The organism is Pseudaminobacter soli (ex Li et al. 2025), assembly GCF_029892515.1.
In the GTDB taxonomy this organism is placed as follows: domain Bacteria; phylum Pseudomonadota; class Alphaproteobacteria; order Rhizobiales; family Rhizobiaceae; genus Pseudaminobacter; species Pseudaminobacter soli_A.
Genome location: NZ_JARXVF010000004.1, coordinates 383,869 through 406,946, shown reverse-complemented (window position 1 = coordinate 406,946; position 23,078 = coordinate 383,869). Strand labels below are relative to the sequence as shown.

Annotated in this window: 18 protein-coding genes and 1 pseudogene; 6 read left to right on the top strand and 13 right to left on the bottom strand. The window is 61.0% G+C overall.

Annotated elements, in window-relative coordinates; translation table 11 throughout:
- Positions 1-72: 72 nt before the first annotated feature.
- The 5 genes from M2281_RS19470 to bioB are packed head-to-tail and all read right to left on the bottom strand — an operon-like array spanning position 73 to position 5,129.
- Positions 73-1,083, bottom strand: a complete 1,011-nt coding sequence (locus M2281_RS19470) for a beta-ketoacyl-ACP synthase III (protein ID WP_280822822.1) — start codon at positions 1,081-1,083, stop codon at positions 73-75.
- Entirely contained in the window at positions 1,080-2,360 is a 1,281-nt protein-coding gene (locus M2281_RS19465) for an adenosylmethionine--8-amino-7-oxononanoate transaminase (RefSeq protein ID WP_280822821.1), read from the bottom strand. Before M2281_RS19465 ends, M2281_RS19470 begins: the two co-directional genes overlap by 4 nt.
- The gene (bioD, locus tag M2281_RS19460; protein ID WP_280822820.1) at positions 2,357-2,995 is read right to left on the bottom strand and encodes a dethiobiotin synthase; all 639 of its coding nucleotides are present in this window, start codon (positions 2,993-2,995) and stop codon (positions 2,357-2,359) included. Before bioD ends, M2281_RS19465 begins: the two co-directional genes overlap by 4 nt.
- Positions 2,992-4,137: an 8-amino-7-oxononanoate synthase gene (locus M2281_RS19455; RefSeq protein WP_280822819.1), complete on the bottom strand. Its 1,146-nt coding sequence runs from the start codon at positions 4,135-4,137 to the stop codon at positions 2,992-2,994. Before M2281_RS19455 ends, bioD begins: the two co-directional genes overlap by 4 nt.
- Entirely contained in the window at positions 4,134-5,129 is a 996-nt protein-coding gene (gene bioB, locus M2281_RS19450; RefSeq protein ID WP_425537751.1) for a biotin synthase BioB, read from the bottom strand. Before bioB ends, M2281_RS19455 begins: the two co-directional genes overlap by 4 nt.
- Positions 5,130-5,278: 149 nt before the next feature.
- Between bioB and M2281_RS19445 the strand changes: the two genes are divergently transcribed.
- Positions 5,279-5,989 (top strand): GntR family transcriptional regulator, encoded by a 711-nt coding sequence (locus tag M2281_RS19445; protein ID WP_280822818.1) that lies wholly within the window; start codon positions 5,279-5,281, stop codon positions 5,987-5,989.
- Between the two features lie 503 nt (positions 5,990-6,492).
- On the opposite strand, the gene M2281_RS19440 is transcribed toward M2281_RS19445, so the two are convergent.
- Together M2281_RS19440 and M2281_RS19435 are read right to left on the bottom strand one after the other, a co-directional pair.
- Positions 6,493-8,913 (bottom strand): GcvT family protein, encoded by a 2,421-nt coding sequence (locus tag M2281_RS19440; RefSeq protein ID WP_280822817.1) that lies wholly within the window; start codon positions 8,911-8,913, stop codon positions 6,493-6,495.
- 222 nt (positions 8,914-9,135) lie between these two features.
- Positions 9,136-10,023, bottom strand: a complete 888-nt coding sequence (locus tag M2281_RS19435; RefSeq protein WP_280822816.1) for a LysR substrate-binding domain-containing protein — start codon at positions 10,021-10,023, stop codon at positions 9,136-9,138.
- A 229-nt stretch (positions 10,024-10,252) separates the two neighbouring features.
- On the opposite strand from M2281_RS19435, the gene M2281_RS19430 reads away from it, so the two are divergent.
- Positions 10,253-11,788, top strand: coding sequence for a trimethylamine methyltransferase family protein (locus M2281_RS19430; RefSeq protein WP_280822815.1), 1,536 nt, complete (start codon positions 10,253-10,255; stop codon positions 11,786-11,788).
- A gap of 628 nt (positions 11,789-12,416) precedes the next feature.
- Here the strand turns inward: M2281_RS19430 and M2281_RS19420 are convergent.
- Entirely contained in the window at positions 12,417-13,166 is a 750-nt protein-coding gene (locus M2281_RS19420; protein WP_280822814.1) for an SDR family oxidoreductase, read from the bottom strand.
- A gap of 224 nt (positions 13,167-13,390) precedes the next feature.
- Between M2281_RS19420 and M2281_RS19415 the strand changes: the two genes are divergently transcribed.
- The 3 genes and pseudogenes from M2281_RS19415 to M2281_RS19405 all read left to right on the top strand — a co-directional run.
- A complete protein-coding gene (locus M2281_RS19415) occupies positions 13,391-13,747 on the top strand; it encodes a hypothetical protein (RefSeq protein WP_280822813.1) in 357 nt (118 codons plus the stop codon).
- A 241-nt stretch (positions 13,748-13,988) separates the two neighbouring features.
- Positions 13,989-14,432 carry a universal stress protein gene (locus M2281_RS19410; RefSeq protein ID WP_280822812.1) on the top strand — a complete coding sequence of 148 codons (444 nt, stop codon included), beginning with the start codon at positions 13,989-13,991 and terminating at the stop codon, positions 14,430-14,432.
- Positions 14,433-14,576: 144 nt separating this feature from the next.
- Positions 14,577-14,899, top strand: a pseudogene (locus tag M2281_RS19405) (type 1 glutamine amidotransferase domain-containing protein); the annotation flags it as partial.
- A gap of 187 nt (positions 14,900-15,086) precedes the next feature.
- Here the strand turns inward: M2281_RS19405 and M2281_RS19400 are convergent.
- Both M2281_RS19400 and M2281_RS19395 read right to left on the bottom strand, forming a co-directional pair.
- Positions 15,087-16,919 (bottom strand): potassium transporter Kup, encoded by a 1,833-nt coding sequence (locus tag M2281_RS19400; RefSeq protein ID WP_280822856.1) that lies wholly within the window; start codon positions 16,917-16,919, stop codon positions 15,087-15,089.
- A 1,066-nt stretch (positions 16,920-17,985) separates the two neighbouring features.
- Positions 17,986-18,651, bottom strand: a complete 666-nt coding sequence (locus tag M2281_RS19395) for an outer membrane protein (RefSeq protein WP_280822811.1) — start codon at positions 18,649-18,651, stop codon at positions 17,986-17,988.
- Positions 18,652-19,361: 710 nt separating this feature from the next.
- Between M2281_RS19395 and M2281_RS19390 the strand changes: the two genes are divergently transcribed.
- Entirely contained in the window at positions 19,362-19,874 is a 513-nt protein-coding gene (locus tag M2281_RS19390; RefSeq protein ID WP_280822810.1) for a hypothetical protein, read from the top strand.
- A gap of 123 nt (positions 19,875-19,997) precedes the next feature.
- Here the strand turns inward: M2281_RS19390 and M2281_RS19385 are convergent, their stop codons facing one another.
- The 3 genes from M2281_RS19385 to cax form a co-directional block, all read right to left on the bottom strand.
- Positions 19,998-20,909: a catalase family peroxidase gene (locus tag M2281_RS19385; RefSeq protein ID WP_280822809.1), complete on the bottom strand. Its 912-nt coding sequence runs from the start codon at positions 20,907-20,909 to the stop codon at positions 19,998-20,000.
- A 96-nt stretch (positions 20,910-21,005) separates the two neighbouring features.
- Positions 21,006-21,254 carry a hypothetical protein gene (locus M2281_RS19380; RefSeq protein ID WP_280822808.1) on the bottom strand — a complete coding sequence of 83 codons (249 nt, stop codon included), beginning with the start codon at positions 21,252-21,254 and terminating at the stop codon, positions 21,006-21,008.
- A 393-nt stretch (positions 21,255-21,647) separates the two neighbouring features.
- Positions 21,648-22,742 carry a calcium/proton exchanger gene (cax, locus tag M2281_RS19375; protein WP_280822807.1) on the bottom strand — a complete coding sequence of 365 codons (1,095 nt, stop codon included), beginning with the start codon at positions 22,740-22,742 and terminating at the stop codon, positions 21,648-21,650.
- Positions 22,743-23,078 lie beyond the last annotated feature (336 nt).

Sequence of the window (23,078 nt, the reverse complement as noted above, 5' to 3'; positions counted from 1 at the left end):
TTGCGCGCGAGAGGGCGCGCTTGCGCCGCAAGCAGATATCGCCGCCCAGCCAACGTTCAATTGTGGCGGGCTTCAGGGAATGGAACGTCGATAATTCCCGCCCATTCCGAAAACCATGGCTCCCCCGACCATTCCAGCTCCTGCGGCGGCGAGAAGCAGACGTTCGCCAGGGGCAAAAGGACGCTCCCTGTTGGCTAACGAGAGAGAAAGAGGGATCGTCGCCGCCGAGGAATTCCCGAACTCATCGATCGTCCGGACCGCCTTGTGGCGGGGAACACCAAGCTGATCGCAGACCGCGTCTATGATGCGCGAATTGGCCTGATGCGGGACGAACCGATGTATGTCCTGCACCGCAAGCCCTGCCTGTTCCATGGCCCGTACCGCGGACTGGCCCATCATCCGGACGGCCTGCGCGAACACGGCCTTGCCGTCCCGCATGGTCATTTGCAGTTCGCTAGGGTCCATGCCTCCAAGAAACGGGCATGCGCTGCCGCCGGCGGGAATCGAGATCAGGCCGTAGTCCTTGCCATCGGACACCAGGTCGACGCCGAGAGTACCGCAATCGGGATCAGCGGATGGGACGAGCACGACCGCTCCCGCGGCATCGGCGAAAACAACCGCGCTGCCCCGCTCGTCCATATTGATGCGCCGGCTCAATATGTTGGCGGCAACGACAAGCACCGGCTTGCCCTGCGCCTTTACGAAACTGTCGGCAAGCACAAGGGCATAGAGGAAGCCCGAGCAGGCTCCGGCGAGATCGACCGCTCCCGACGCCGGAAGACCAAGCTTGTGAGCTAGCAGCGGAGCCGATGGCGGCAGAAGATGGTCGGGCGTCGATGTCGCAAGAAGCGTCAGCGCGACCGCGCCGCGGTCGATACCTGCACCGTCGAGTGCCATTGCCGCAGCGTTCGTCGCCAGATCCGTCAGTGTCTCGTCCGGTGCGGCCCAGCGCCGCTCCCTGATGCCCGTTCTACGCTCGATCCATCCGGCATCCAGCCCTAGGCGCGCTTCGATCTCCGCGTTTTCGACGCGCCGGGCGGGAACATAGTGCCCGAAACCGGCAATATGGCTCGAGCAGGTCATAACGCGCCTGTCTCGATCAGATCGGCGGCCTCGAGAATGGCTTCATAGGCGCGATCGAGATCGCTGGCCGTCACGCAATAGGGGGGCATCAGATAGATTACGTTCCCTAGCGGACGGAGAAGGATGTCTCTCTGGCGAAAGAAGGTCCTCAATTTCGGGCCGACCTCCGAGAGATAGCCCTTCGTCCCGGCCATAATATCGAGCGCCGCAATGGTGCCCTGTTGCCGGACATTGACGAAGCGCGGATCGGATCGGAACGGGGCCAGCCTCTCGCGGTGCATCTCCGCCAATGCCTGGATGCGCCCGACCACCGGCTCGTCCCGCCAGACATCCAGATTGGCCAGCGCCGCTGCGCAGGCGATTGGGTTGGCTGTGTAGGAGCTGGAATGGAAGAACGTCCGGCTGCGATCTTCGGACAGGTGGGCGTCGAAGATTTCCGGCGTGCATAGCGTCGCCGCCAGCGGCAGCGCGCCGCCGGTGATCCCCTTGGACGTGCACAGGATATCTGCCGTCACGCCGGATTGCTCGCACGCGAAAAGTGTTCCCGTCCGCCCCCAGCCGGTCATCACCTCGTCGGCGATCAGCAGGGTTCCATAGCGTTCGGTGATCCGCTGGAATTCCGCCAGCAGATGCGGCGCATACATCTTCATGCCACCGGCACCGAGAACCAGCGGCTCGATCAGAAGGGCCGCCACCTTGCCTTCGCGGCAGAAACGCTCCAGCGCGTCGAGCGTGTCCTGCTCCCGGCCGGGGGCGGGAAATGGAAGGGTATCGACGTCGAACAGCAGTGGCTCATAGGCCGCGTTGAAGATGCCGCGCGCGCCGGCCGACATGGTGCCGATGGTATCGCCATGATAGCTGTGCTCCATGACGACGATGCGTGAGCGCGGGGCTCCGCCATTGTGAAAGAAGCCCAGCGCCATCTTCAGGGCGACCTCGACCGAAGTCGATCCGCTGTCGGAGAAAAAGACATGGGCCAGACCGGGTGGGGCCAACAGGATCAGGCCTTTTGCCAACTCCTCCGCCGGTTCATGGCTGTATTCGGCGAAGATGATCTGATCGAAGCGCTCAAGCGCCGTTCCGATCGCTTCGATGATGGTCGGATGACGATGCTGGTGGGTGATCACCCACCAGGAAGAGATCGCGTCGAGAACTGGTCGTTCGTCCTCATCGATCAGATAGGCACCCTCCGTCCGGATGATCTTCTTCAACACCGGATCGAGACGGTGCTGAGTGAAGGGATGCCATACAGGTGACGTCCTGTAAGAGCCGATCATGCCGAGGCTTCCTGAAATACTCGGAGATCGAAGTGATCATGGAAAGCACGGAGCAGTTCGTCCGGCGTCAACGGATCGAGGCGCGGCAGGCGACCGAGGCTTGGAACCCCGCCCATCTCTATGATGATTTGCGTCGTATCGGGATGGTCGTCGCCAATGAAGGCGATGCCGAGGATGGGGATCTGCCGCCGCCGCATGACCTCCAGCGACAGCAGCGTGTGGTTGATGGTTCCAAGTTCGGTCCGCGCGCAAAGGACGACAGGGTGGCGCCAGCGCGCGAAGACGTCGGCAAATGTGCGCTGCGGGGTCAACGGCACGAGCAAGCCACCCGCGCCCTCGATCACCAGAGGCAAGGATGTGCGGGGTGGCGCAAGCGTTTCGGGATCGATCGCAACGCCGTCGATCCGGGCCGACAGATGCGGTGAAGCAGGTGTTTTAAGACGCCATGCTTCGGGCCAGATCCGCTCTGGCGTTAGCCGGCCAAGCCGCGCTACCGTTTCGCTATCGGTCTCCCCGTCCAGGCCCGACTGAACCGGCTTCCAGTAGCAGGCGCCCAGGGCATCGGTGAGCGCGGCCGAAAACACCGTCTTGCCGACCCCGGTGTCCGTTCCGGTGACAATAAGGCACTTGCTCATGGTGTCTCCTCCGCCATCGCCACCGCGAGCTGGTCGATCATTCGGGTGATGGTCGGCGCGTCGACGTTCAGCGTGATTGTGATGCGCAGTCGGGCGGTTCCGGCAGGGACCGTGGGGGGACGAATGGCTCGAATGTCGAACCCCTCCGACTGCATACGCTCGGCCATGCGGATGGTCCGGCCGTTGTCGCCGATGATGACGGGCAGGATTTGCGTACCGCTTCCGGCCCTGCCGAAACGCTCGGCAAATCGCTCGTTTGCGAAATCGACAAGCGCGTGAAGTCTGGCTCGCCGTTCGGGTTCTTCCGAGAGAATGGCCAACGCCTGACGGACGCTGGCCGCCTGTAACGGCGAGGGCGCGGTGGCGTAAATGAAAGGTCGGGCCCGGTTGACGAGAAAGTCGCAGATCACTCTGCTTGCCCCAACAAGCGCTCCTGAGGAGCCGAGGGCTTTACCGCAGGTGTGGAGCACGATGACGTTGTCCCGGCCTTCGAGGTTGGCCGCATAGCCGCGTCCATCGATGCCATGCACACCTGTTGCATGCGCCTCGTCGATGTAGAGGAAGCCGTTGTGGCGATCCGCGATCTCGATCAGATCGAACATCGGCGCCCGGTTGCCATCCATCGAATAGAGGCTTTCGACGACGATCCAGGGGCATCCGGTGCCGCCGGCAGCGCGCCAGGAGCGAATGGCGTCCTCCACCGCGCCGGCGTCGTTGTGCGGCACCGGCACGACCTCGGCGCGTCCCGCTCGCATGCCTTCATACGCGCTTGCATGGACAAGCGCGTCATGGACCACGAGGTCACCACGTTGGGGGAGCGTCGAAAGAACGGCCACATTCGCCGCATAGCCGCTGCCGAAATAGAGCATGCGCTCGGAGCGAAAGAAGATTGCCGCTGCTTCCTCAAGCGCCTCATGCTCGGCGTGATTGCCGCGCAGCAAGCGCGATCCGCCCGCACCGGCTGGAACACCGCGTTCGAGCGCGGCGACTAGGGCAGCCCGCATACGGGGCGATGCAGCAAGGCCGAGATAGTCGTTCGAGGTGAAATCGGCGCCAGCATCCGTGCCGAGCACGCGCAGGCGGCCTTTCTGGTGGAACTGCTTCAGCTTTGTATCGTAGCGGGCAAGTGGGCCGGAGATCATTCAGCCTGCTCCAGTGTTTCCGGAATGAGGCCGAGCCGGTTGAGGAGGCTTGCATCGCGGTCGTCGCCGGGATTTGCCGCTGTCAGCAACGTGTCGCCTATGAAGATCGAGTTGGCACCGGCGAAGAAGCATAGCGCCTGCATCTCATCGCTCATTGCCGTCCGCCCGGCAGTAAGGCGCACATGGGACAGCGGCATCATCAAGCGGGCAAGGGCGATGATGCGGACGAAGGCGATCGGATCGGGCGGCGAAGCTTTTTCCAGCCGGGAGCCCGGCATCGGGATCAGCATGTTGATCGGCACGCTTTCGGGTGGGGTCGGCAAGTTCGCGAGCGTGACGAGCATATCGATACGGTCGTCGACGGTCTCGCCCAGTCCCAATATCCCACCGCTGCAAACCTTGATGCCGGCCTCGCGGACATGGGCCAGCGTTTCCAGGCGCTCGTCGAAGGTCCGCGTGGTCGCGACCTCGGGGTAAAAGCGCTCCGAGGTGTCGATGTTGTGGTTGTAGTAGTCGAGGCCTGCATCGGCGAACGTCTGGGCCTGTTCCTGCGACAGCATTCCGAGCGTTATGCAGGTTTCCAGACCGAGGGATTTCACCCCTTTCACCATCGCGACGATTGCCGCCTCGTCGCGCGGTTTAGGGCTGCGCCAGGCAGCGCCAAGGCAATAGCGGGTCGCTCCGCCTTCCTTGGCCTTGCGCGCCTCTTCAATCACCGCTTGCGGTTCCATGAGCTTCGAGGCCTTTACGCCGGACGCATGGTGGGCAGACTGGCTGCAATAGCCGCAATCCTCCGGACAGCCGCCTGTCTTGATATTGAGCAGCTTGCTGAGCTGGACCTGGTTGGGATTGAAATGCGTTCGATGGGCGGTGTGCGCCTTGAACAGCAGGTCATTGAACGGCAGGTCGTAAAGCTGACGCGCCGAACTCGGCGTCCAGCGCGCGGGCATGCGGCTCCCTTTGACCTGTACGGCCGCCTCTCTTTCCAACATGAGCATTCTCCTGGCGCGAGGCCCCGCGGTGCAGCATCAGGCCGCGCTTGTAGAATAGATAATCTATGATTATGCTGACTGGGTCTCAGGCTATGGCCCCAACGAGGGTCAGGCAATCGAAAATATCATAGATAATCTATGGAGTGGGGATGGCAGAAACAGTCGCCGAGCGAATTGCACAAGTGATCGGAGAGAGAATTGTTTCGGGAGAACTCGCTCCCGGGACGCCGCTTCGGCAGGATCGGATCGCAGAGGAGTTCGGTGCAAGCCACGTACCGGCTCGCGAAGCCTTTCAGCTGCTCCGGGCTCAAGGCCTGGTCATCAACGAACCGCGTCGAGGCATGCGCGTTTCACCCCTGGACCCTGCGTCGATCCAGGAAATCGTCGAAATCCGCGCTGCCCTGGAGACGCTCGCTCTAAAGCTGGCCGCACCCAGAATGAACGCTGCCTCATTCGAAAAAATAGAGCAGGCACTCGCGGCAGGAGATCAGGCAAAGTCCATAGCGGAATGGGAGGGGGCCAATCGCTCCTTTCACCGAGCGCTTGTGGCTCCCTGCAAGATGCCAAGACTACTGACCATGCTGGACGATCTCCAGCTTGCAAACTCGCGCGTCATCTTTGCCGCAACACGCTCCGCAGGCTGGCGGCCCGGTTCAAATCACGCTCATCGGCAGATCGTGAATGCCCTGAAAAACCGCGACACCGGAAAAGCTGCGGCGCTGCTTGATGCTCACATTCGAGGGCTTGAGCGCACGGCGGGCGATGGCGCGCACGATGTGCGGCGCACCGATGGCCGAGGCAATCTCGATATCAGTATCGACCGGGAATCGTCTCACAATCTGGGCAAAGGCAGATACTGAACGGCCTTCAACCGCTGCCGGGAAACCTTGGGCAACGTCACCGAATGTCCGCTTCAGTTAAATGCCGCCGTAAAGCAGACAGTCCGCCTCCGGCCCGAAGCAGCCTCTCACAGGCAGGGGGCTGTACGTGTCGGCTTTGGGCCCCATCCAATTAGGTCGCCGCAGCGGTTCACCAAAGGCTGACGTTGCCAGAGGACACCTTGCACGTTGCGTTTGCGCCGCCAGAAGCGATCACGACCAATAAATAGTTAAAGGGTGGTCGACAAGATCAGGTCGTACGACTGCCGAATTGGATTGACGCACATGGAAGTTGCCGCAATAGCGTTACAGCCTGCTAGAACATTAGCCGTGATTGCCTTGTTCTCCGCCATGGTCATCGCGCTCCTTGTCGTTCCGTCCGTATTTTGAGGGCCCAAGTTCCGCCAGTGAAAGTCTCTCACCGTCGAAGACGCCATTGATAGCGAAACCCATCTTGCCTCGCCGGTCACTCCCAACGAAGCCTGTTACGTTCGAAGCCTTATTCCTTCCGGATCGAATGGCGGCCGCTCCAGAATTATGGCTTCGTGTGGGCGGCCAAGGATAGCGACGCTGACTTTGTCTCCGGGCTTTGCCATGTCTGTCTTGATATAACATAGGGCGAGCGACAGGCCCACATTGTAACCGTAAGCGCCGGACGAAACCTGGCCGATCGGGGTGCCGTCGGCTAGGAAGATCGGCTCGCCCCCCGTGGCGTCGGCATCCATGGCGTCGATCGACACCATCGCAAGTTTTTGCCTTGGACGTTCCTCGGCAATCTTCTGATAGGCCTCCCTATTGAGGAAGAGACGCTTGTCGCTCTTGATCAGATGATCGAGCCCGCATTCCTGCGGCCAATATTCCGGCGAGTATTCCCGGCTCCAACTGCCGTAGCCCTTTTCGATGCGTAGAGAGGTGAGCGCGCGTGAGCCGACAGGGCCTGCATCGAGTTCCTTGCCCGCTTCTAGCAGGGCTTCGTAAAGCGTCACCTGCTGATCCGCGTCGCAATAGAGCTCCCAGCCGAGATCGCCGGTAAAGGATACACGCAGCGCGATAACATCGACGCCGGCGACGCTCATTTTGCGCGATCGCATGAATGGGAAACTCTCGTTGGAAAGGTCCTCGTTCGTCAGGCGCGTCAACAATTCGCGTGATTGCGGCCCTGCGACATTGAAGGCACTGAGGCGCTCGGTCATCGAAGTGAAGGTGGTGCCTTCTGGAAGCGGGATAGCCTTGAAGAAGCGCTGATGGTAACGCTCCGCCATGCCGGAGCCAAAGATCATGAACTCGTCCTCGCCGAGCTTCGTGACGGTGAAATCGCCCGCGATACCGCCCCGCTTGCCGATGAGCGGCGTCAGACAAGAGCGGCCAAGCTGCGTCGGCATGCGATTGGCGAAGATTGTGTTTAACCAGGCGGTGGCACCAAGGCCTTTCACCGAATATTTGGCGAAGTTCGAAATGTCGATGATGCCGGCCTTCTCGCGCAGCATGCGCGCCTCACGACCGACGGGCGCCCACCAGTTCTGGCGGGTGAAGCCGATCGTCTCCTCCTTCGGCTCTCCATCGGCGGAGAACCAGAGCGGGTGTTCCCAACCGAAGTTGAGGCCGAAGACGGCGCCCATTGCCTTCTGCATTTCATAAGCTGGACGAGTTCGAACGGGACGACCCGCCGTGCGCTCCTCGTTGGGAAAGTGGATCTTGAAGCGGTGGCTGTACTGGTCCTGTACGCGCGCCTTGGTGAAGGCCTTGCCTGCCCAGTGGCCGAAGCGGGCCATGTCCCAGCCGAACATGTCGAGTGAGGGTTCGCCCTCGATCATCCATTCCGCGGCTAGCTTGCCCATGCCACCGGACTGTGAGAAGCCGGGGATGATGCCGTTGCAGCAGAAATAGTTGCTGAGCTCCGGGACCGGGCCGAACAGCGCCGCGCTGTCCGGCGACCAGATCATCGGCCCGTTGATCACGCGCTTGATGCCTGCCGCGCCAACGACCGGGACGCGATCGATCGCGCGCATCATGTTCTCCTCGATACGTTCGAGGTCGTCCGGGAAGAGTTCGTGGCCGAAACCGAGCGGGGTGCCGTCCTCCGCCCAGAACCGCATATCCCTTTCATAGGCACCGATCAGAAGACCGAGGCCTTCCTGCCGGAGGTAATACTCGCCGTCTCGGTCGGCGACAGAAGGAAGCCGGCGGTCGAGTGCGGCGATCTCCGGTAGGGTCTCCGTCACGAAATACTGGTGCTCGGTTGGGATCAGCGGAAGTTCCAGTCCTGCCATTGCCGCCACCTCGCGCCCCCACAGTCCAGCGGCGTTTACGACCCATTGAGTGCGGATATCGCCCTTCGGCGTGCGCACGATCCAACTGCCGTCCGGCTGCGCCTCGGTGCCCGTGACGGGCGTAAAACGATGAATCTCGGCGCCGCGCTGCCGGGCACCCGCAGCATAGGCCATGGTCACGCCTGACGGGTCGACATTGCCACCGTCGGGCTCATACATGATGCAGCGGATGCCATCGAAGTTGACGAGAGGATGGAGGCGTTCGGCCTCGTCGCGGCCGATTTCGTGGAAGCTCATCTTGTAGCGCCGGGCCTTGGCCTCTTGGAGGCGGAGTTGGTGCTCACGCGCCTCGGTCTGCGCGAGATACAGGGAACCTGGCTGGAAGATGCCGCAGCCCTGGCCGGTTTCCACCTCCAGTTCCTTGTAAAGCGCCATCGTGTAGTGTTGCAGCAGGCTGATGTTGGTGGAGTCGTGTAGGCCGTGGATGTTGGCCGCCGCATGCCAGGTTGAACCCGACGTTAGTTCGCTGCGCTCAAGAAGCACCACATCGGACCAGCCGAGCTTGGTGAGGTGGTAGAGAATAGAACATCCGATGAGACCGCCGCCAATGACGACCGCTTGAGCGTGGGAGCGCATGAATTTCCAGCCTTGAACCTATGACTTCTGCGGCCGACGAGCCTGTGCCGGTAGGTCCAAGTCTAGGGATGGCCGGCTTCTTCCAAAAGCCGGCGAGATAGGGAAATCAGCTCTTTTCGACGTCAGATGAGCAAATAAAACAGGGTCATTGAGCCCGCAATTTTCGTTTGTTGCCAAGGGGGCTTTCGCTAGCCTGGAATTGGCCCTTACTGGCCTCGTAGGTTAGTCGGCGACCTTTTGCGCTTCCGCAATAATCCAGTCGCGTACCTTCGCGACTGTCGCTCCTTTGGAAGCCTGCGCTTCAGAGAGATAGTAGTTCCATGCGCTTTTGGTCCGGGTCTTGAACGGCTCGACGAGCAGGCCACGGTCCACATAGATTCGCGCGAGCGACTGTGGGGTCACGATGCAACCGGCGCCGTTTGCCGCCATTTCGAGAGCGATGTTGGTAGAGTTGGTGGAGAGCCGCTTGTCGTTTGCGGATGCGTCGATGCCGAGCGCGTCCGCCATGTCCTGCCAGAATTCCTGCCGGCCGTGTACGGCAATCCAGTTTGAATTCAGGACGTCCCCCGGCGTCTTGATCGCATTCTGGCCATGCATGAGTTGCGGCGCGCACAGCAGCGCGAGCCGGTCGTTCCACAATTGCATCCCATTTGCCGGCACGTTGTCGAAGCGACGGATAGAAATAAGGATATCGGCGATCTGTTCCGTCGAATCCTCCCATATGGTGCCGTGCAGGAGAATCTCCACGTCGGGATGTTTCCGGCTAAAGCCGGCGACGCATCGCGCCAGCCAGTTTTCGGCAAGGCTCGTCGGGCAGGAGATGACGACAGTCTTATTGCGCGCCGATGCCAGTACGGTTTCCGTGGCGAAATCGATCTGGTTTAGCGCTTGTCGCAAAGTGGGCAGGAAGGCCTCGCCCATCTCCGTCAGCTTGAGGCTGCGCGGATAGCGGATGAAGAGCTGGCGGCCGAGATACTGTTCAAGCGCGCGCACGTGACTGCTGATGGCGGCCTGGGTGTAACCGAGCTCGTTGGCCGCCTCGGTGAAGCTGAGATGCCGGGCGGAACATTCGAAGGATCGGATGTAGTTCAATGGCGGGGATGGTTTCACTACAGGTTTTCCTCTTTGCCGGAGGCTAGTCTGGCTCGGGCGCGACGTGCAAGATGCAAGCGCGCCATGACCCCGTTTTTCTTGGTCATTGCCTCCGAACTTATCGTGTGAAGACCAGCGCGCTATTGGACATAGTTTCAGCGAGGCGGAACACGAAAAGTCGCATGCATTTCCCGTTGGGCTGGTTAATGCCCCGGACGGGATGCAATCGCTCGAAAGGCAGTTTTCGATGAGTGACAGACGCGGCGGCGGACGGCGATCGCGGGCAGGTCGGGGAGGCGGCGGCATATCGCAGTTGCCGTGGCGGGAGGTCGTCAACATCTATTCGCCGATGCAATTGCTTGACGAGGAGCGGCTGGACGCCCTGCACCGCAATTCGATGCGCATCCTGTCCGAAATCGGCATTCGCGTCATGAGCGAAAAGGCCATGGCTCTTTTTGAAAAGGCTGGTGCCATAGTTGACCGCGAACACCTGACGATCCGCATCGATGAATCCATAGTAAACGCCGCGCTCGCCACCACGCCTTCCTCCTTCACGCTCACCAGCCGCAACCTGGCGAAACGCCTGACAATCGGAGGCAACACGATGGCCTTCGGCCTCGTCGCCGGCCCACCGAACGTCCACGACAGGATCAACGGTCGACGGCAGGGCAATCTTGCCGACTATCAGAACTTTACCAGGCTTGCCCATTACTTCAACGCCATCCATATTCTCGGGAACCAGGTCTGCGCACCTATCGAGCGGCCAGCCAATTCACGCCACCTCGACACCTACAACGCAAACCTCGCGCTCAGCGATCTCTGCTTCCACTGCAGTGCGATCGGCCGCGGTCGTGCAGTCGACGGCATCAAGATGATGGCGATTGCACGCGGTATCGGCGTTGAAGAGATGCGCCAGTCCCCAGGTGTAATCACGATCATTTCGGTCAACTCCCCGCGGCTCTTAGATGACGCTATGGCTGACGGGCTTATCGCCATGGCCGAGCACGGGCAGCCGGTGACCATCACGCCGTTTACGCTTATGGGTGCCATGACTCCAGTGACGCTTGCCGCGGCGCTCTGCCAGCAGAATGCCGAGGCCCTGTTCGGCGTTGTGCTGGCCCAACTCGTCAATCCAGGCACGCCGGTCATGTACGGTGCATTCACATCCAACGTGGACATGCGCTCGGGAGCACCGGCCTTCGGCACACCGGAAAACGCCAAGGCGAACATTGTCGCGGGCCAGCTCGCGCGGCGCTACAAGCTTCCCTATCGGACCTCGAACGCCAACGCGTCGAATGTGGTCGATCTTCAGGCGGCATACGAAACGGAGATGGCGACTTGGGGGGCGGTGCTTGGCGGGGCCAACCTTGTTTATCACGCGGCCGGGTGGCTTGAAGGCGGGTTGACCGCCTCCTACGAGAAGCTCGTGCTCGACGTCGAGATCCTGCAGAACATGATGGGCTTCTTGGAGCCCGTGCCCTTCTCCGAGGACGATCTCGGCTTCGAGGCCATCAAATCGGTACCGGCTGGCGGACATTTTTTCGGTTCCGAGCACACAATGGCGCGCTATGAGACCGCCTTTTACCAGCCGATCCTCTCCAATTGGCAAAACTACGGCAGTTGGCAGGAAGCGGGCGGGCGCGATGCGCTGGAGCGCGCGACCGATATTTGGCAGCAGGCGCTTCGCGAATACGAGGAGCCGGCGCTCGATCCAGCCATCCGTGAGGAGCTGGACGCCTACGTCGCTAAACGGCGCGCGGAGATCGGAGCAGGCGAACCTTGAGAGGAAACGCAGGCGAGGGATAGTTACGAAATCCGCTTTGCGATCTTGATGTTTGGCCTTCAGCTCCATCATTGAGCCCCTTCGAGCAGCCAACACGCCTTCCGGAAAACTCTGCTATTCGTGGATAACCGTAGCCGCCGGCGACATAGTTCGCGCATCGAACGGGTGTTGTCACGGTAACAGCTTGTTCGGCCCCGCTGCGATAGACGCACGCGCATGAACACCTCGCCCAAAAGCGTCCACCCGCGAAGGCGCGCCTGATGTCAGGACTACCGCTCGCGCGGTTGCAGCGGCGTCCGGGCTGGTCTGCGCGGCCAGTTCGTGGCGATACGCTATTGCCGATCGGCCCGGCGCATGTGTGCTCAGCAGAACGCTGAAGGCAATGCCTCCCAAGCTTGGGATCGCGCAAAGGAACTCCGCTAAGGCCAAAAGCAAGCACCGTTTGATCGATGCGGGCTTTGGTCAAACGGTGGTGGATCATCGGTTGAGACGATCAAGTGCATCGTCTCAACCGCAGTCTCGCGCTACGAATGATTGCGTCAGCAATGGGCCGATCCGGTTCATGTGCTGAAGCGCTGGCGGAGCGTGCCCCCGCAAGCGCTTCTTGCGTACCTCGGACGTCGATCGATCACTTGACCGCGGCGTTGCCACCATCGGCGAACAGGGCCGCTCCCGTGACGAAACTGGCCATCGAACTGGCGAGGAAAAGAGCGCTAGAGGCAATCTCCTCGGGTCGAGCGATCCGCTTCATCGCATGCAGGCCTGCGGCCCAGTCCTTCTGGCTCTGATCGCCTGCCATTGCGGTATCCACACCGCCGGGCAAAAGCGCGTTGGCCCTGATGCCCAGTGCGGCGTAGTCGGCGGCTATCCCCTTCACCAAGCCCATCAATCCAGCCTTGGAAGCGCCATAAGCCGCCATGCCGGGAATGCCAACGCTGGTGCCAACAAAGCTGGACGTGAAGACGATCGAGCCTCCGCCGCGCGAAAGCATCGCCGGAATCTGACTGCGCGCTCCGAGAAATGCTGCCGTAAGATTTGTCGTCAGGGTGTGCTGCCACTCCTCCGGCGAAATCTCCGCCAGCGGCCTTGCCGGACCAACCGTGCCAGCATTGTTGATGGCGATGTCGAGGCCTCCGAATTCACTCGTTGCGGCAGCGACGGCCATTTCGTGGGTTTCGGGCAGGCCGACATCGCCGCCGACGGTGATTGCACGCCCTCCCTTGCTTCGGATTGTCTGGGCAACCTCGTCAAGTGGAGTTGTGCGCCGCGCGGTTAGGACCATCGCCGCGCCTTGCTTGGCAAACATCAGCGCAACAGCCCGACCGATTCCGGAAGACGCGCCCGTGACGATGGCGACCTTATGTTTAAGTAGATCCATGTCTCGAACATCTTTCTGCTGTCGTTACGGGCAGCAAGGTATTCAAGCCTCCGTTGGGAACCACCCGATTCCCGCGTTCGAAACAAGACGTGTCGATCGGCGCGTGGTGCGAAATTGGCAGGGGCGAGAAACGGGTGGCTGACGAGCGCCGTCCACCATGTCCCCCCCCTTGACTTGTGTGTTCTTATTTTGTTCTGTTCTGGGGTCACGTTAAGGAGGCCGAAATGGCGACCAGCCACGTACCGCACGAATCTCCGGATGCTGCTGTGTTCTGCCAGGACGACAGCGCTTGGGATTGGCAATTTCATATGGACTATCTCGATGTCCTCCGGGACTTGATCGATGAGGGATTTTTCAACGAGCGGCGGCCAGAGGATCACCTTGCGCAGAGCCTCATGGTTCGTTCTATGAATGACCTCAGCGCAGCAGAGCGGTGTCTCTTCGAGGCACATTTGCAGCCGATCCTTGAGGCTCGGTGCGTTGATCCCGACAAGTTCGCCTCCGAATATGAGCGTCGGCGGTTGGGCCTCTCCCGGGATCGTCACCCCATCAGCCACCAGGCGGGACGACTTGCTGCATGACGCCGGCAACATCCACGATCGAGACGCAAGGCGACGTCTTGGAAGAGGCGGCTGAGGAGGCCATTAAACGCTCATCGCGGCAAATTGTGATCACGGCAGCAGTGCAAGCCGCCGCGGCAGCGCTATCTTCCGACGAACGAAATTCGCGGAGATATCGAGGGGCGGGCAGGGGGCAACGACGAAAGGGCCTGGTGGCTACGGCATTGGCCATCCGTCGACCAGCAACATAGGGAGAGCTGGCATGTATCAGCACATTCTAATAGCAACGGACGGATCGGTGCTTGCACACAAGGGCTTGGAGCACGGCTTGGCACTTGCGCGTGCGCTGGGCAGCAGAGTCACGATCATACACGTGACAGAACAATATCCCCTTGCGATGCCGGGTTTCGGGTGGCCGAGCACTACTGAGGAAATTGAAGCCTACCTGGAGCGCAGCGAGCAGTATGGAGCTTCCGTTCTCTCCGCGGCCAAGGCCATGGCGGAGCAGATGGGCCTGGCTGCGGAAACGGTCTATGTCGATGAGGCCAAACCAGCCGAAGCAATCATTGAAGCGGCACAAGACTTACGGTGTGATGCAATCGTGATGGCATCTAATGGCCGGCGCGGTCTTAGCAAGTTGTTGCTCGGGAGCCAGACCCTTGAGGTATTGACGAAGACGAAGATTCCAGTCGTCGTGATACGATGATAGACGATCATGAAACGTGTTTGCCAAGGCAGTGACAAGACGGTCGGCCGCCTCGGGCAGCCGGCGGCTTTCAGGCCGCACAAGCAAGCACTGGACTTTGCCGACGCCTGGAGCATGGCAGACCAGCATCGAGTGCGGATCTTCTGCATCAAGCTGATCGAATCCTTCGTGGGCGCCCGCAAGACCATCGCGTCTGCACCGTGTGAAGAATCCCGATGGCACCCCGTTCGTGGCCGGCCGGACCGTGACCGCCTTCACCAATGGCGAAGAGGAAGCAGTCGGCCTGACCAAGATCGTCCCATTCCTCGTTGAGTACGAGATGCTGAAGCTCGGCGCCACCTTCTCCGAGGTCAAAATGGGGTGTCTACACCGTGGTCGATGGTCGACTGATCACCGGGCAGAACCCCGCTTCGTCGGGGCCGGCAGCCGTTCTTCTGATCGAGGCGTTGCGCAAGCAAGGCAAGTAGTGTGCCGGAGCCAGCTTCGAACGTTGCCATGAGCGGCGCTTGATCGGCGCAGCGCAAATTGACAGCCATTCGAAGATCAGATCGGAAAGCGTCGGCTCCACAACGCGCCCCTTTGCCGTGCGATCGCGGATGAATTTGCGGCGAAGCTTCAGCCAACGCCGACGGACCGCCCGACGTCGAGATCGGATCAAATCGCAACCTGGCGACCGATCTCAACGACACTCTCGACAGGTATCCGACAGAAGTCCGTGATATGGGCGCTGTTGCGCTCCATCAAGGCAAACAGCCGGCTGCGAATCCTTAACGGCCAACGAGCGCGTTCGCGGCCGACAACCGTCTCGCGGCCGATATAGTAGGTGACATCGTCGAGGTCGATGCCACATCCTCCGGCATGGGCGTGACGCAGGAGGACCGGAATGTCTGGCCGCTCCATGAAACCGTAGCGCGCCGTGACCCGCCAGAAATTCGGGGCTTCCTCCGCCATCGACAGCCGATCCTCGTCCGCCACCCAGGGGATCGATTGCATCTGCACCGTGAGAGCCAGCAGGCGCTTGTGCAACGCCCTGTTGCGCTTGACGTGCCAGGCCATGATCGGCGGCGTGCCGTGGGTGCTCCGGGTCAGGAACACCGCCGTGCCGGGAACGCGTGGCACGCCTGCCGCCACGATTTGCTTCATGAACTGGTCCACGGGCACCAGCGTTGCGTGCAGTTTTCTGGCAACCGCTGCCGCGCCGCTGTGCCATATGAGCATCACCCCGTACACGCAGGCGGCAAGCAGCAGCGGGACATAGCCGCCATCGAGGACCTTCACGACATTCGCCAGGAAGAACGCCGCGTCGATGGTGAAGAAGCAACCCGCGACCGCGCCGCTGGCCAGGAGGCTCCAGCCCCAGACCTCGCGCATGGCGATGAACAACAGCGCCGAGGTCATGAGCATGGTGAGCGAAACGGCGATACCATAGGCGGCGGCCAGGTTGTCCGACTTGCCGAACCCGATCGTCAGACCGACAGTCGCAATCATCAGCATCCAGTTGATGGCGCCCACATAAATCTGGCCATAGCCTTCCGCCGAGGTCTGGACGATCTTGAGGCGGGGCAGCCAGCCGAGCAGGATTGCCTGCCGGGACATCGAGAAGGCCCCGGTGATGATCGACTGGCTCGCGATGATCGTCGCGAGCGTCGCAAGGACCACGAGCGGAATCAGCAAGGGTTCGGGACAGAGGCGATAGAAGATATTGCCTTGAGTCGATCCCCCGTCGAGGATGATCGCCGCCTGTCCGGCGTAGTTCAGAACAAGGCTCGGAAAGACGACCGTCGACCAGGCAAGCCGGATCGGCCAGGCGCCGAAATGTCCCATGTCGGCGTAGAGCGCCTCCGCCCCCGTCACGCACAGGAACACGCCGCCGAGGACAAGGAAGCTGCCTAAACCGTCGGACAGCAGATAGTGGATCCCGTAGCGTGGATCGATGGCGGCGAACACGGCCGGATGCTTTAGCACGCCCCAGATGCCAAGCAGGGCGATCGAACAGAACCACAGCGCCATGATTGGACCGAAAATCCGGCCGATCCACGCGGTGCCGAACGGCTGTATGGCGAAAAGCCCAATCAGGATCGCAACGGCGGCCGGAACGACGAAAGGCTCCATTGCCGGCACGGCAATGTTCAAGCCTTCGAGCGCGGACAGCACCGAGATGGCCGGAGTGATGGCGCCGTCGCCATAGATCAGCGCGGCGCCGAACAAGCCCAGGGCAACAATTGCAGGTCGCTGTTGCCGCTTGATGCCGAGAAGCGCCATCAGCGCGAGAATTCCGCCTTCCCCGTCATTGTCAACGCGCATGGCGAAGGAAACATACTTGACCGACACGATGATGACCAACGTCCAGAGCACCAGCGAAAGGACCCCGAGCGTCACATCGGCAGTAGGGTGCTCGCCGGCGAGTGCGAGCACGGTTTTCAGCGTGTAGAGCGGACTTGTTCCGATATCACCGAACACGACACCGAGCGCCGATAGTCCAAGCATGGCCGACGGGGTCGACGGGACCTGCAATCTGGCGCTTGCGGGCGGCGTTTCCGGCACAGCTTTGCTCCGTGGCGAGACAGCCCAGCCTGCTGAGCTCTAGGGCGGGGATGACGGCGTTGTCTAGGTAGCAGAAGCCGCCGGCCGCGTAGTGTGCTGCGGCGATCATCGAGAGGTTTAAGGCGGATGTCAAACGACTTGCGAATGCAGTGAATGAATGAAGTTTGTATTTGGACGCGTGGTTGCGGAATTCATCGCGCCGCTCAGGAGGGCGGGGTAGAAAGGAGGGCATCGATGCCCTTCTTCAGCGGATCCGCGGCGACGCGCTTCAGCTTTCCTTCTAAGAGCAGATCCAGAGCCTCCTTGAACCTGCAGTTCGCGCGGCGGGCGGCGTCCAAAAGCGATACCAGAGCACCCTTCGGGTATTGGCGCGCCAGTGCGCGGTTTCAGGCTGAGGTTTTCCCCGACATGACTAGCAGAGCAAGCGCGCCATATCACCACTGGATGCCGGCGGCTAACATGCGGACGAGCCGTCAGCGCCTTGCGCGTCGTCTGCGGATGGCGAGCTTTCTTGATTGGGGCGCCCTTCAGCAGGCGCACTTTGCGGAACAACGGCTAAGGAGGTGACGACTATGCGTACGTTGCTTTTCTCGCTCTCCATGGGCCTCTTGGCTCTAACGTCGATGACGGGAGTTGGCAGTGCAACCGGGATGACGGCTCCCACCCACCAGAATGGTCGCACGACACCCAACAAAACCCACCGCCCCCGCCACGCTCACCGGCACGTGCATGCCGCAGATCGTCCCCACGCTCACGGTCGCAATCTCCATTGAGGCTCGGCGGCACCTGCTGGTGGTGCCGCAACTGAATTCGCTTCCCGCCTCAGGATGCCAGCGACACGTCGTCTCATCCGAGGCGGCGGGTCCGCTTGTCGCGTTTCACGTTCCACTTGCCGACCAATGACGCCGGTCGTCTGAACAACTGGAAGCCTGTCGTCTCACCCGAGGCGGCGGGCTTGTTCATGCGCCCCAGCTTTCGCCGGGGTCAAAGGCATCAAGGGAGATGCAGATCAGAACTTGTAGGCGATGCCGATGCGGAAATCGTTGGTTCTGAGGTTAACCTTGTGCTCGAAGGTGCGGGGCGTAGCGTCGAAACTTGCGCTTCCGAAGTCCGAATAGCGGTATTCTCCCCGAAGGAGCAGGTTGCCAGTTACTGCGTATTCGACGCCACCGCCAATGGTCCATCCCGTATAGATGTCTCTGAAGTCATCCTCGTGAGTGGCGCCAAAAAATAGATCATGATGGTAGTCGGCAATCGCGATGCCGCCTGCGATGTACGGCAGGAAGCGATCATATCGATAACCTATGCGGGCGCGGACCGCCGCATTCCAATTGACATCTCCATTCGAAACGAAAATGGGGGATAGCGGGAAAACTCCAGCTCCATCGATTTGCGAGAATGCGAAATCCGCGTCGACGCCTAAGACCAGGCCACTGTCGAGCTGCTTATTATAGCCAATGTAAGCGCCGCCTATGAAACCGTCGGGGTCAGGATCGGCGAATGCACCATTCGCCACTCTATATCCAGATTTACCCCAGCCGTAACCGGCCTGCACACCGAGATATGGGCCTGACCAGTCATAAGCGGCATCCGGCTCCTGAACGACCACGTCAGCAGCCTTCGCGGCAGTGACGCTCGCGGCAAGAAGCGCCGATGCGATGAAGTACTTTCTCAAAGTGATTGCCCCCTCCGTCCTGAGTGGGGGTAATAACATTGGTTCAGCTGCACGCAATTGGCAGTGCGTAACGCCACCACAATGGCAGACTGCTGTTGCATTTGAGGTACATCTTAAACAGCCGCAGCATCACCGCTGCCAAGCCGTGACCCCGTTGTCTGACCCGAGGCCGCGGGTTTTCCCCGTTTCAGGGCGCCGTTTTCCCCGACCTGACCGGCAACTCTGTCGGAGCTACATTCAATCTATGGTCTGGGAGAGACGGACCATCTTCGCCAATGGAATTCTTGCCCGCCCTGGTCCCAGGGCGGGCTATCTTTTTGTCGAGCGAGGCCCGGTGATCGCTAAGAAATCACCGAGCCTCTGGCCGCCCAAAGCGCAGAGGGCCGGGCGCTTATCTCTCGGGCGCGCACGGCGGGCGCTTGTCCTGCTTGCCGCCCTGCATGAGCCGCCAGTCACTCTGGAGTTCGATGAAACGATCGAGCGCCTCGGCCAAGTGGGCACCTTTTGGTCCCTCGATGGCGGGGGCGGGCGCGGCACTTCCATGAGGTGCCCTTAGAAATGACCAATCTCCGGGAATTTTCTCGTTGGCGATGCGTTTGTCTAGGAGGTCCGGTAGAGGCCCAACCCCGACGATCATCGCACCAAGGTCAATCCTCCCCCTGCGATCAGCGGGCATTGGGATCCACGGACGATTTCCCTTGGAGAAGACAATGAAACGCTATCTATCAACTCTCGCGTGCTCGGGATTGCTGAGCATTGGAGCGCTCATAGGCACTCCAGCCTTTGCCGGCAGCATCGCCAGTTCAGCTTCCGCAAAGCCCGCAACAGACGGCCAGACGTGGAATAAGTCCTGCGCCAGGGCTGCCTGCCAGGGCAAATTTGAGGCGGCCATTCTATTACGCAAGTCCTCCGACAGCATGAGCGGCGGCCTGCAGCTTGTCCATGGTGGTGGCGGCGGTCACGGCGGCGGCGCCGGCTTTGGTGGCGGTGGACACGGCTTTGGTGGCATGGGCGGCGGTCACAGCCTCGGTGGCATGGGTGGATTTCATGGCATGGGAGGCTTCCACGACGAAGGCTCCCGTGGCTTCCACGGCTTCCGCGGTGAACGCCATGATGACCGCTTCCACCATAATCGGCACTTCTTCAATCAGGGAGGTGGCGACGTCTACTACTGCAACCCCTATAACTACGGCTCCTATGGCGCCTGCTATCAGGGATATTAGTCGGACGCGCCAGATCAGCCCGGGGGCGTAGGCATGTGCACCTATGACTAAGCCCGCCCCGGAGACCGGGGCGGGCTTCTCTTTTGGGGCGTAACAGGTATGCATCGCTGTCGCTCTAGCTGGTCAAGACTGATGACGGCGCTCGTACGATACCGGATACGTCTTGTTGCGGAACTGAATCATCTCGTCCGCAGGTTCGATGCCGGCAGGCAAGAGCGCCGGCAAGAACATGAGCGCGCGTTCGGTCGCCTCGCTGTCCGCTACCACCGAAGCGACGGTCAGCGTCCCGAGCGCAGTGATCTTATTGGTGCTCGCCCACGCCACCGATGGATCATCAATCTTGTCGCCCGGCGCTGCCAGCTGTAGCACCACCTGGAAGCGGACCGCCCCATGAGCAACGCGCTGGCGAATCTCGTCTTCGAGATAGTTGGCCGCCGCCGTGGCGATCTCGTCCTTCGACAAGAAATGGCGGCCGGCGTCGGGAATGAGCTGATAGCGCCCGATCGTCACGGCGCCCTTTTCGTTGACGAATTTGAAGCTGTTCACGCCGAAGTAGGTGGTCGTCGCGTAGCTCACTGGCGGCGGATCCCGCGTGGTCATGAACGCCTTCGCGGCCGGGTGCGTCTCCTGGAAGGCCTCAACTGGCGTCGGCGACGGGACGCCTGGCTTGCTCCCGGCAAGCGCCAGGAAGAATTGCTGAAACTCCTCGGGGTTCTTCGCCGGAAAGCCGTCGTACGAATGGGTAACGAGATCGGTGTCACTGCCGTCGGGAAGACGAAATCTGATGGCTAGGCCGCGCGGAGCGGCCTGCGGATCCACATCGGCGATCTTGGCCATGCCCGTGTTGGCCGAGAAGCGCACCGTGACCGGCACCTCGTGCTTGAAATGCAACGCCTTGCTCACGCTCGCCGCCTCCGCGCTCGGAACGAACTTGCCGAGCAGGACGACGCCCTTGGCGTGGGCAGACCGCTGCGTCGTTTGCTTGCCGAACGCCGCGTTGAGCGCATCGACGAACGATTCTGGGGTCGTGGCCATCGCTGGCTCCTTCCGTGCGTTCATCGCCGTCCTCTGTTGGAACGATCACTTCCCCGAGCTTCGCGCCCTCGTGCGGCGAACTGGCAATGGCACGCATTACGCCGTCTTGGCCTTCGGCTTCTCTCCCTTTGGCGGCGCGATGCCTTCCGCCTCCATGCTCTTGCGCAGGATGCCTGCCAGATCCTTGACGTTCTCCTTCGGCCGCGGCGCCGGCTTCGGCATCGGTAAGCCGGTGCGTTTGGATTCGATCAGTTGCTTCAACGCTTCCTCGTAATGATCCTCGAACTTGCTCGGATCGAAATGCGTGGTCTTCTTGTCCATGATCAGTGACATGATCTCGGTCATCTCTGGGTCGATCTTGGGAACCTCAATGTCACCGAACGGCTTCGACGCCGGAACGATTTCCTTGGCGTTGTGCAGGATCGCACAGGATTGGAAAACGGGTAGGGGCGTCTATCGTTCCGGCTGGTGCATGCTTGAAGGCGGGATGAGTTCGTTCCGGCCGATCTCCCCAAGACCCAGCCGCGGCCCAAAGGCGCTACCGAGGGACTGGGCGCAGGCGAGCCGATCCCCAGCCTCGTGCTCCTAGCACCTGCTCGATCTCCGGGGCGGTCATCACTCGCGCGAAATGTCTGATGCAACTAGCGGCCTCCATCGGACGCCCGGCGCCTCTTCACCGAGGCGACATTGCCAGGTCCGCTACCGGCCCATAGCCAACCGTTCGACCACGTATCAAAGTCACGGCACTTGCGGCGGCAGCAGATATAGCGTGACGGCAAAGACCGCATAGACGAATATCAGAAGAACGCCAACAAACCAGGCCGAACGCCCGCCACTTGTGATGAACGCCGCAAGAAGCGTGGCAACAAAGACCATTACCACTGCGCCGGGCCAGAATTGCAGATCCATCGGCGTCGGCCCGATGGCATAACTCAGCAGCACAAGCACGGGACCGACGAAGAGCGCGATCTGGGTCGCGCTCCCCAGCGCAATCCCCACACTCAGATCGAGCCGGTTCCTGCGGGCTGCGGAAAACGCCACCGCCATTTCCGCGGTAGCGCCGACGAGTGCCACGACAATAAAACCGACAAACGCCTGGCTCATGCCGTATGTCTCTGCCGCCTTCTGTACCGACTCGACGAAAATCTCGCTCACCAGCGCCACGAAAACCGTTGCTACGGCAAGCGTGACCAGGGCTAGCCCTATCGGCCAGGCAGGTTCGCCAGATTCCACGTGCTCGGCGCCGGAAAAAATTTCGCGATGTGTCTTCAGCGAGAACAGCAAGCCCAATCCATACCCGGCAATCAGCAGGACGGCCAAGGCGAGGCTGAGCTTCTGAGTCACAGCGGCGCCGGGCAGCAAGTCAGCTCGGGCGATCGCCGAAGGACTGATGAGCGCAATCGTAGCTAAAAAGAGCAAACCCGCGTCCAGCCGGGCGGTGGCTCGGTTGAACTCTTGGAGATGGTGCCTAAGGCCTCCGAGAAGAAAGGATGCGCCGAGCATGAAAAGCGTGTTGGTCACGATAGCGCCGGCAATGGAGCCTTTAACCAGCGCATACTCCCCCGCGCGCAGTGCCGCCCCTGCAATGACCAGTTCCGTCAGGTTTCCAAGTGTGGCGTTGAGCAGCCCGCCGGCAGCGTCGCCAGTCTTTTCTGCAACAGATTCGGTAGCATGACTAAGCAAGGCGGCAAGCGGCAAGATCGCGAGCACTGAGAGGACGAACAGCAGCGTGTGCGCGTCGGGCAGCAGTTGCGCAGCGACCAATGCTATCGGCACAAGTACCAGCAGCCACAGCATGGGGTTATGGCGGAGCTCCTGGAGCAGCGGGTCCACGTTTCGCCACCCTCCTCGAATTTTTGATACTGTCGTGCCAATGCTCCCCGCAGAACTTCAAAATTGACCGCAGTCGACCACTGCAGCACATCTTTTGTCGTGGTCATCGGGCCTAGCAGCCGCCAACTCTCCACAGGAACAATGTCGCCGTACCCGTGTATGTGGCTGACGAACGCAAAATAAACGAGATCAGCATCAGCCAGCGCTGTATGAATATTGAGACATAAAAGACCAAACGAAAACTTCAAGCGCGCGCGTGGCCATCAAAACTGAACCGTCAGAACCATGACATGGCGTCGAGGGAGAGGGACGCCAGTACTGTAGCAGGAACGCAAA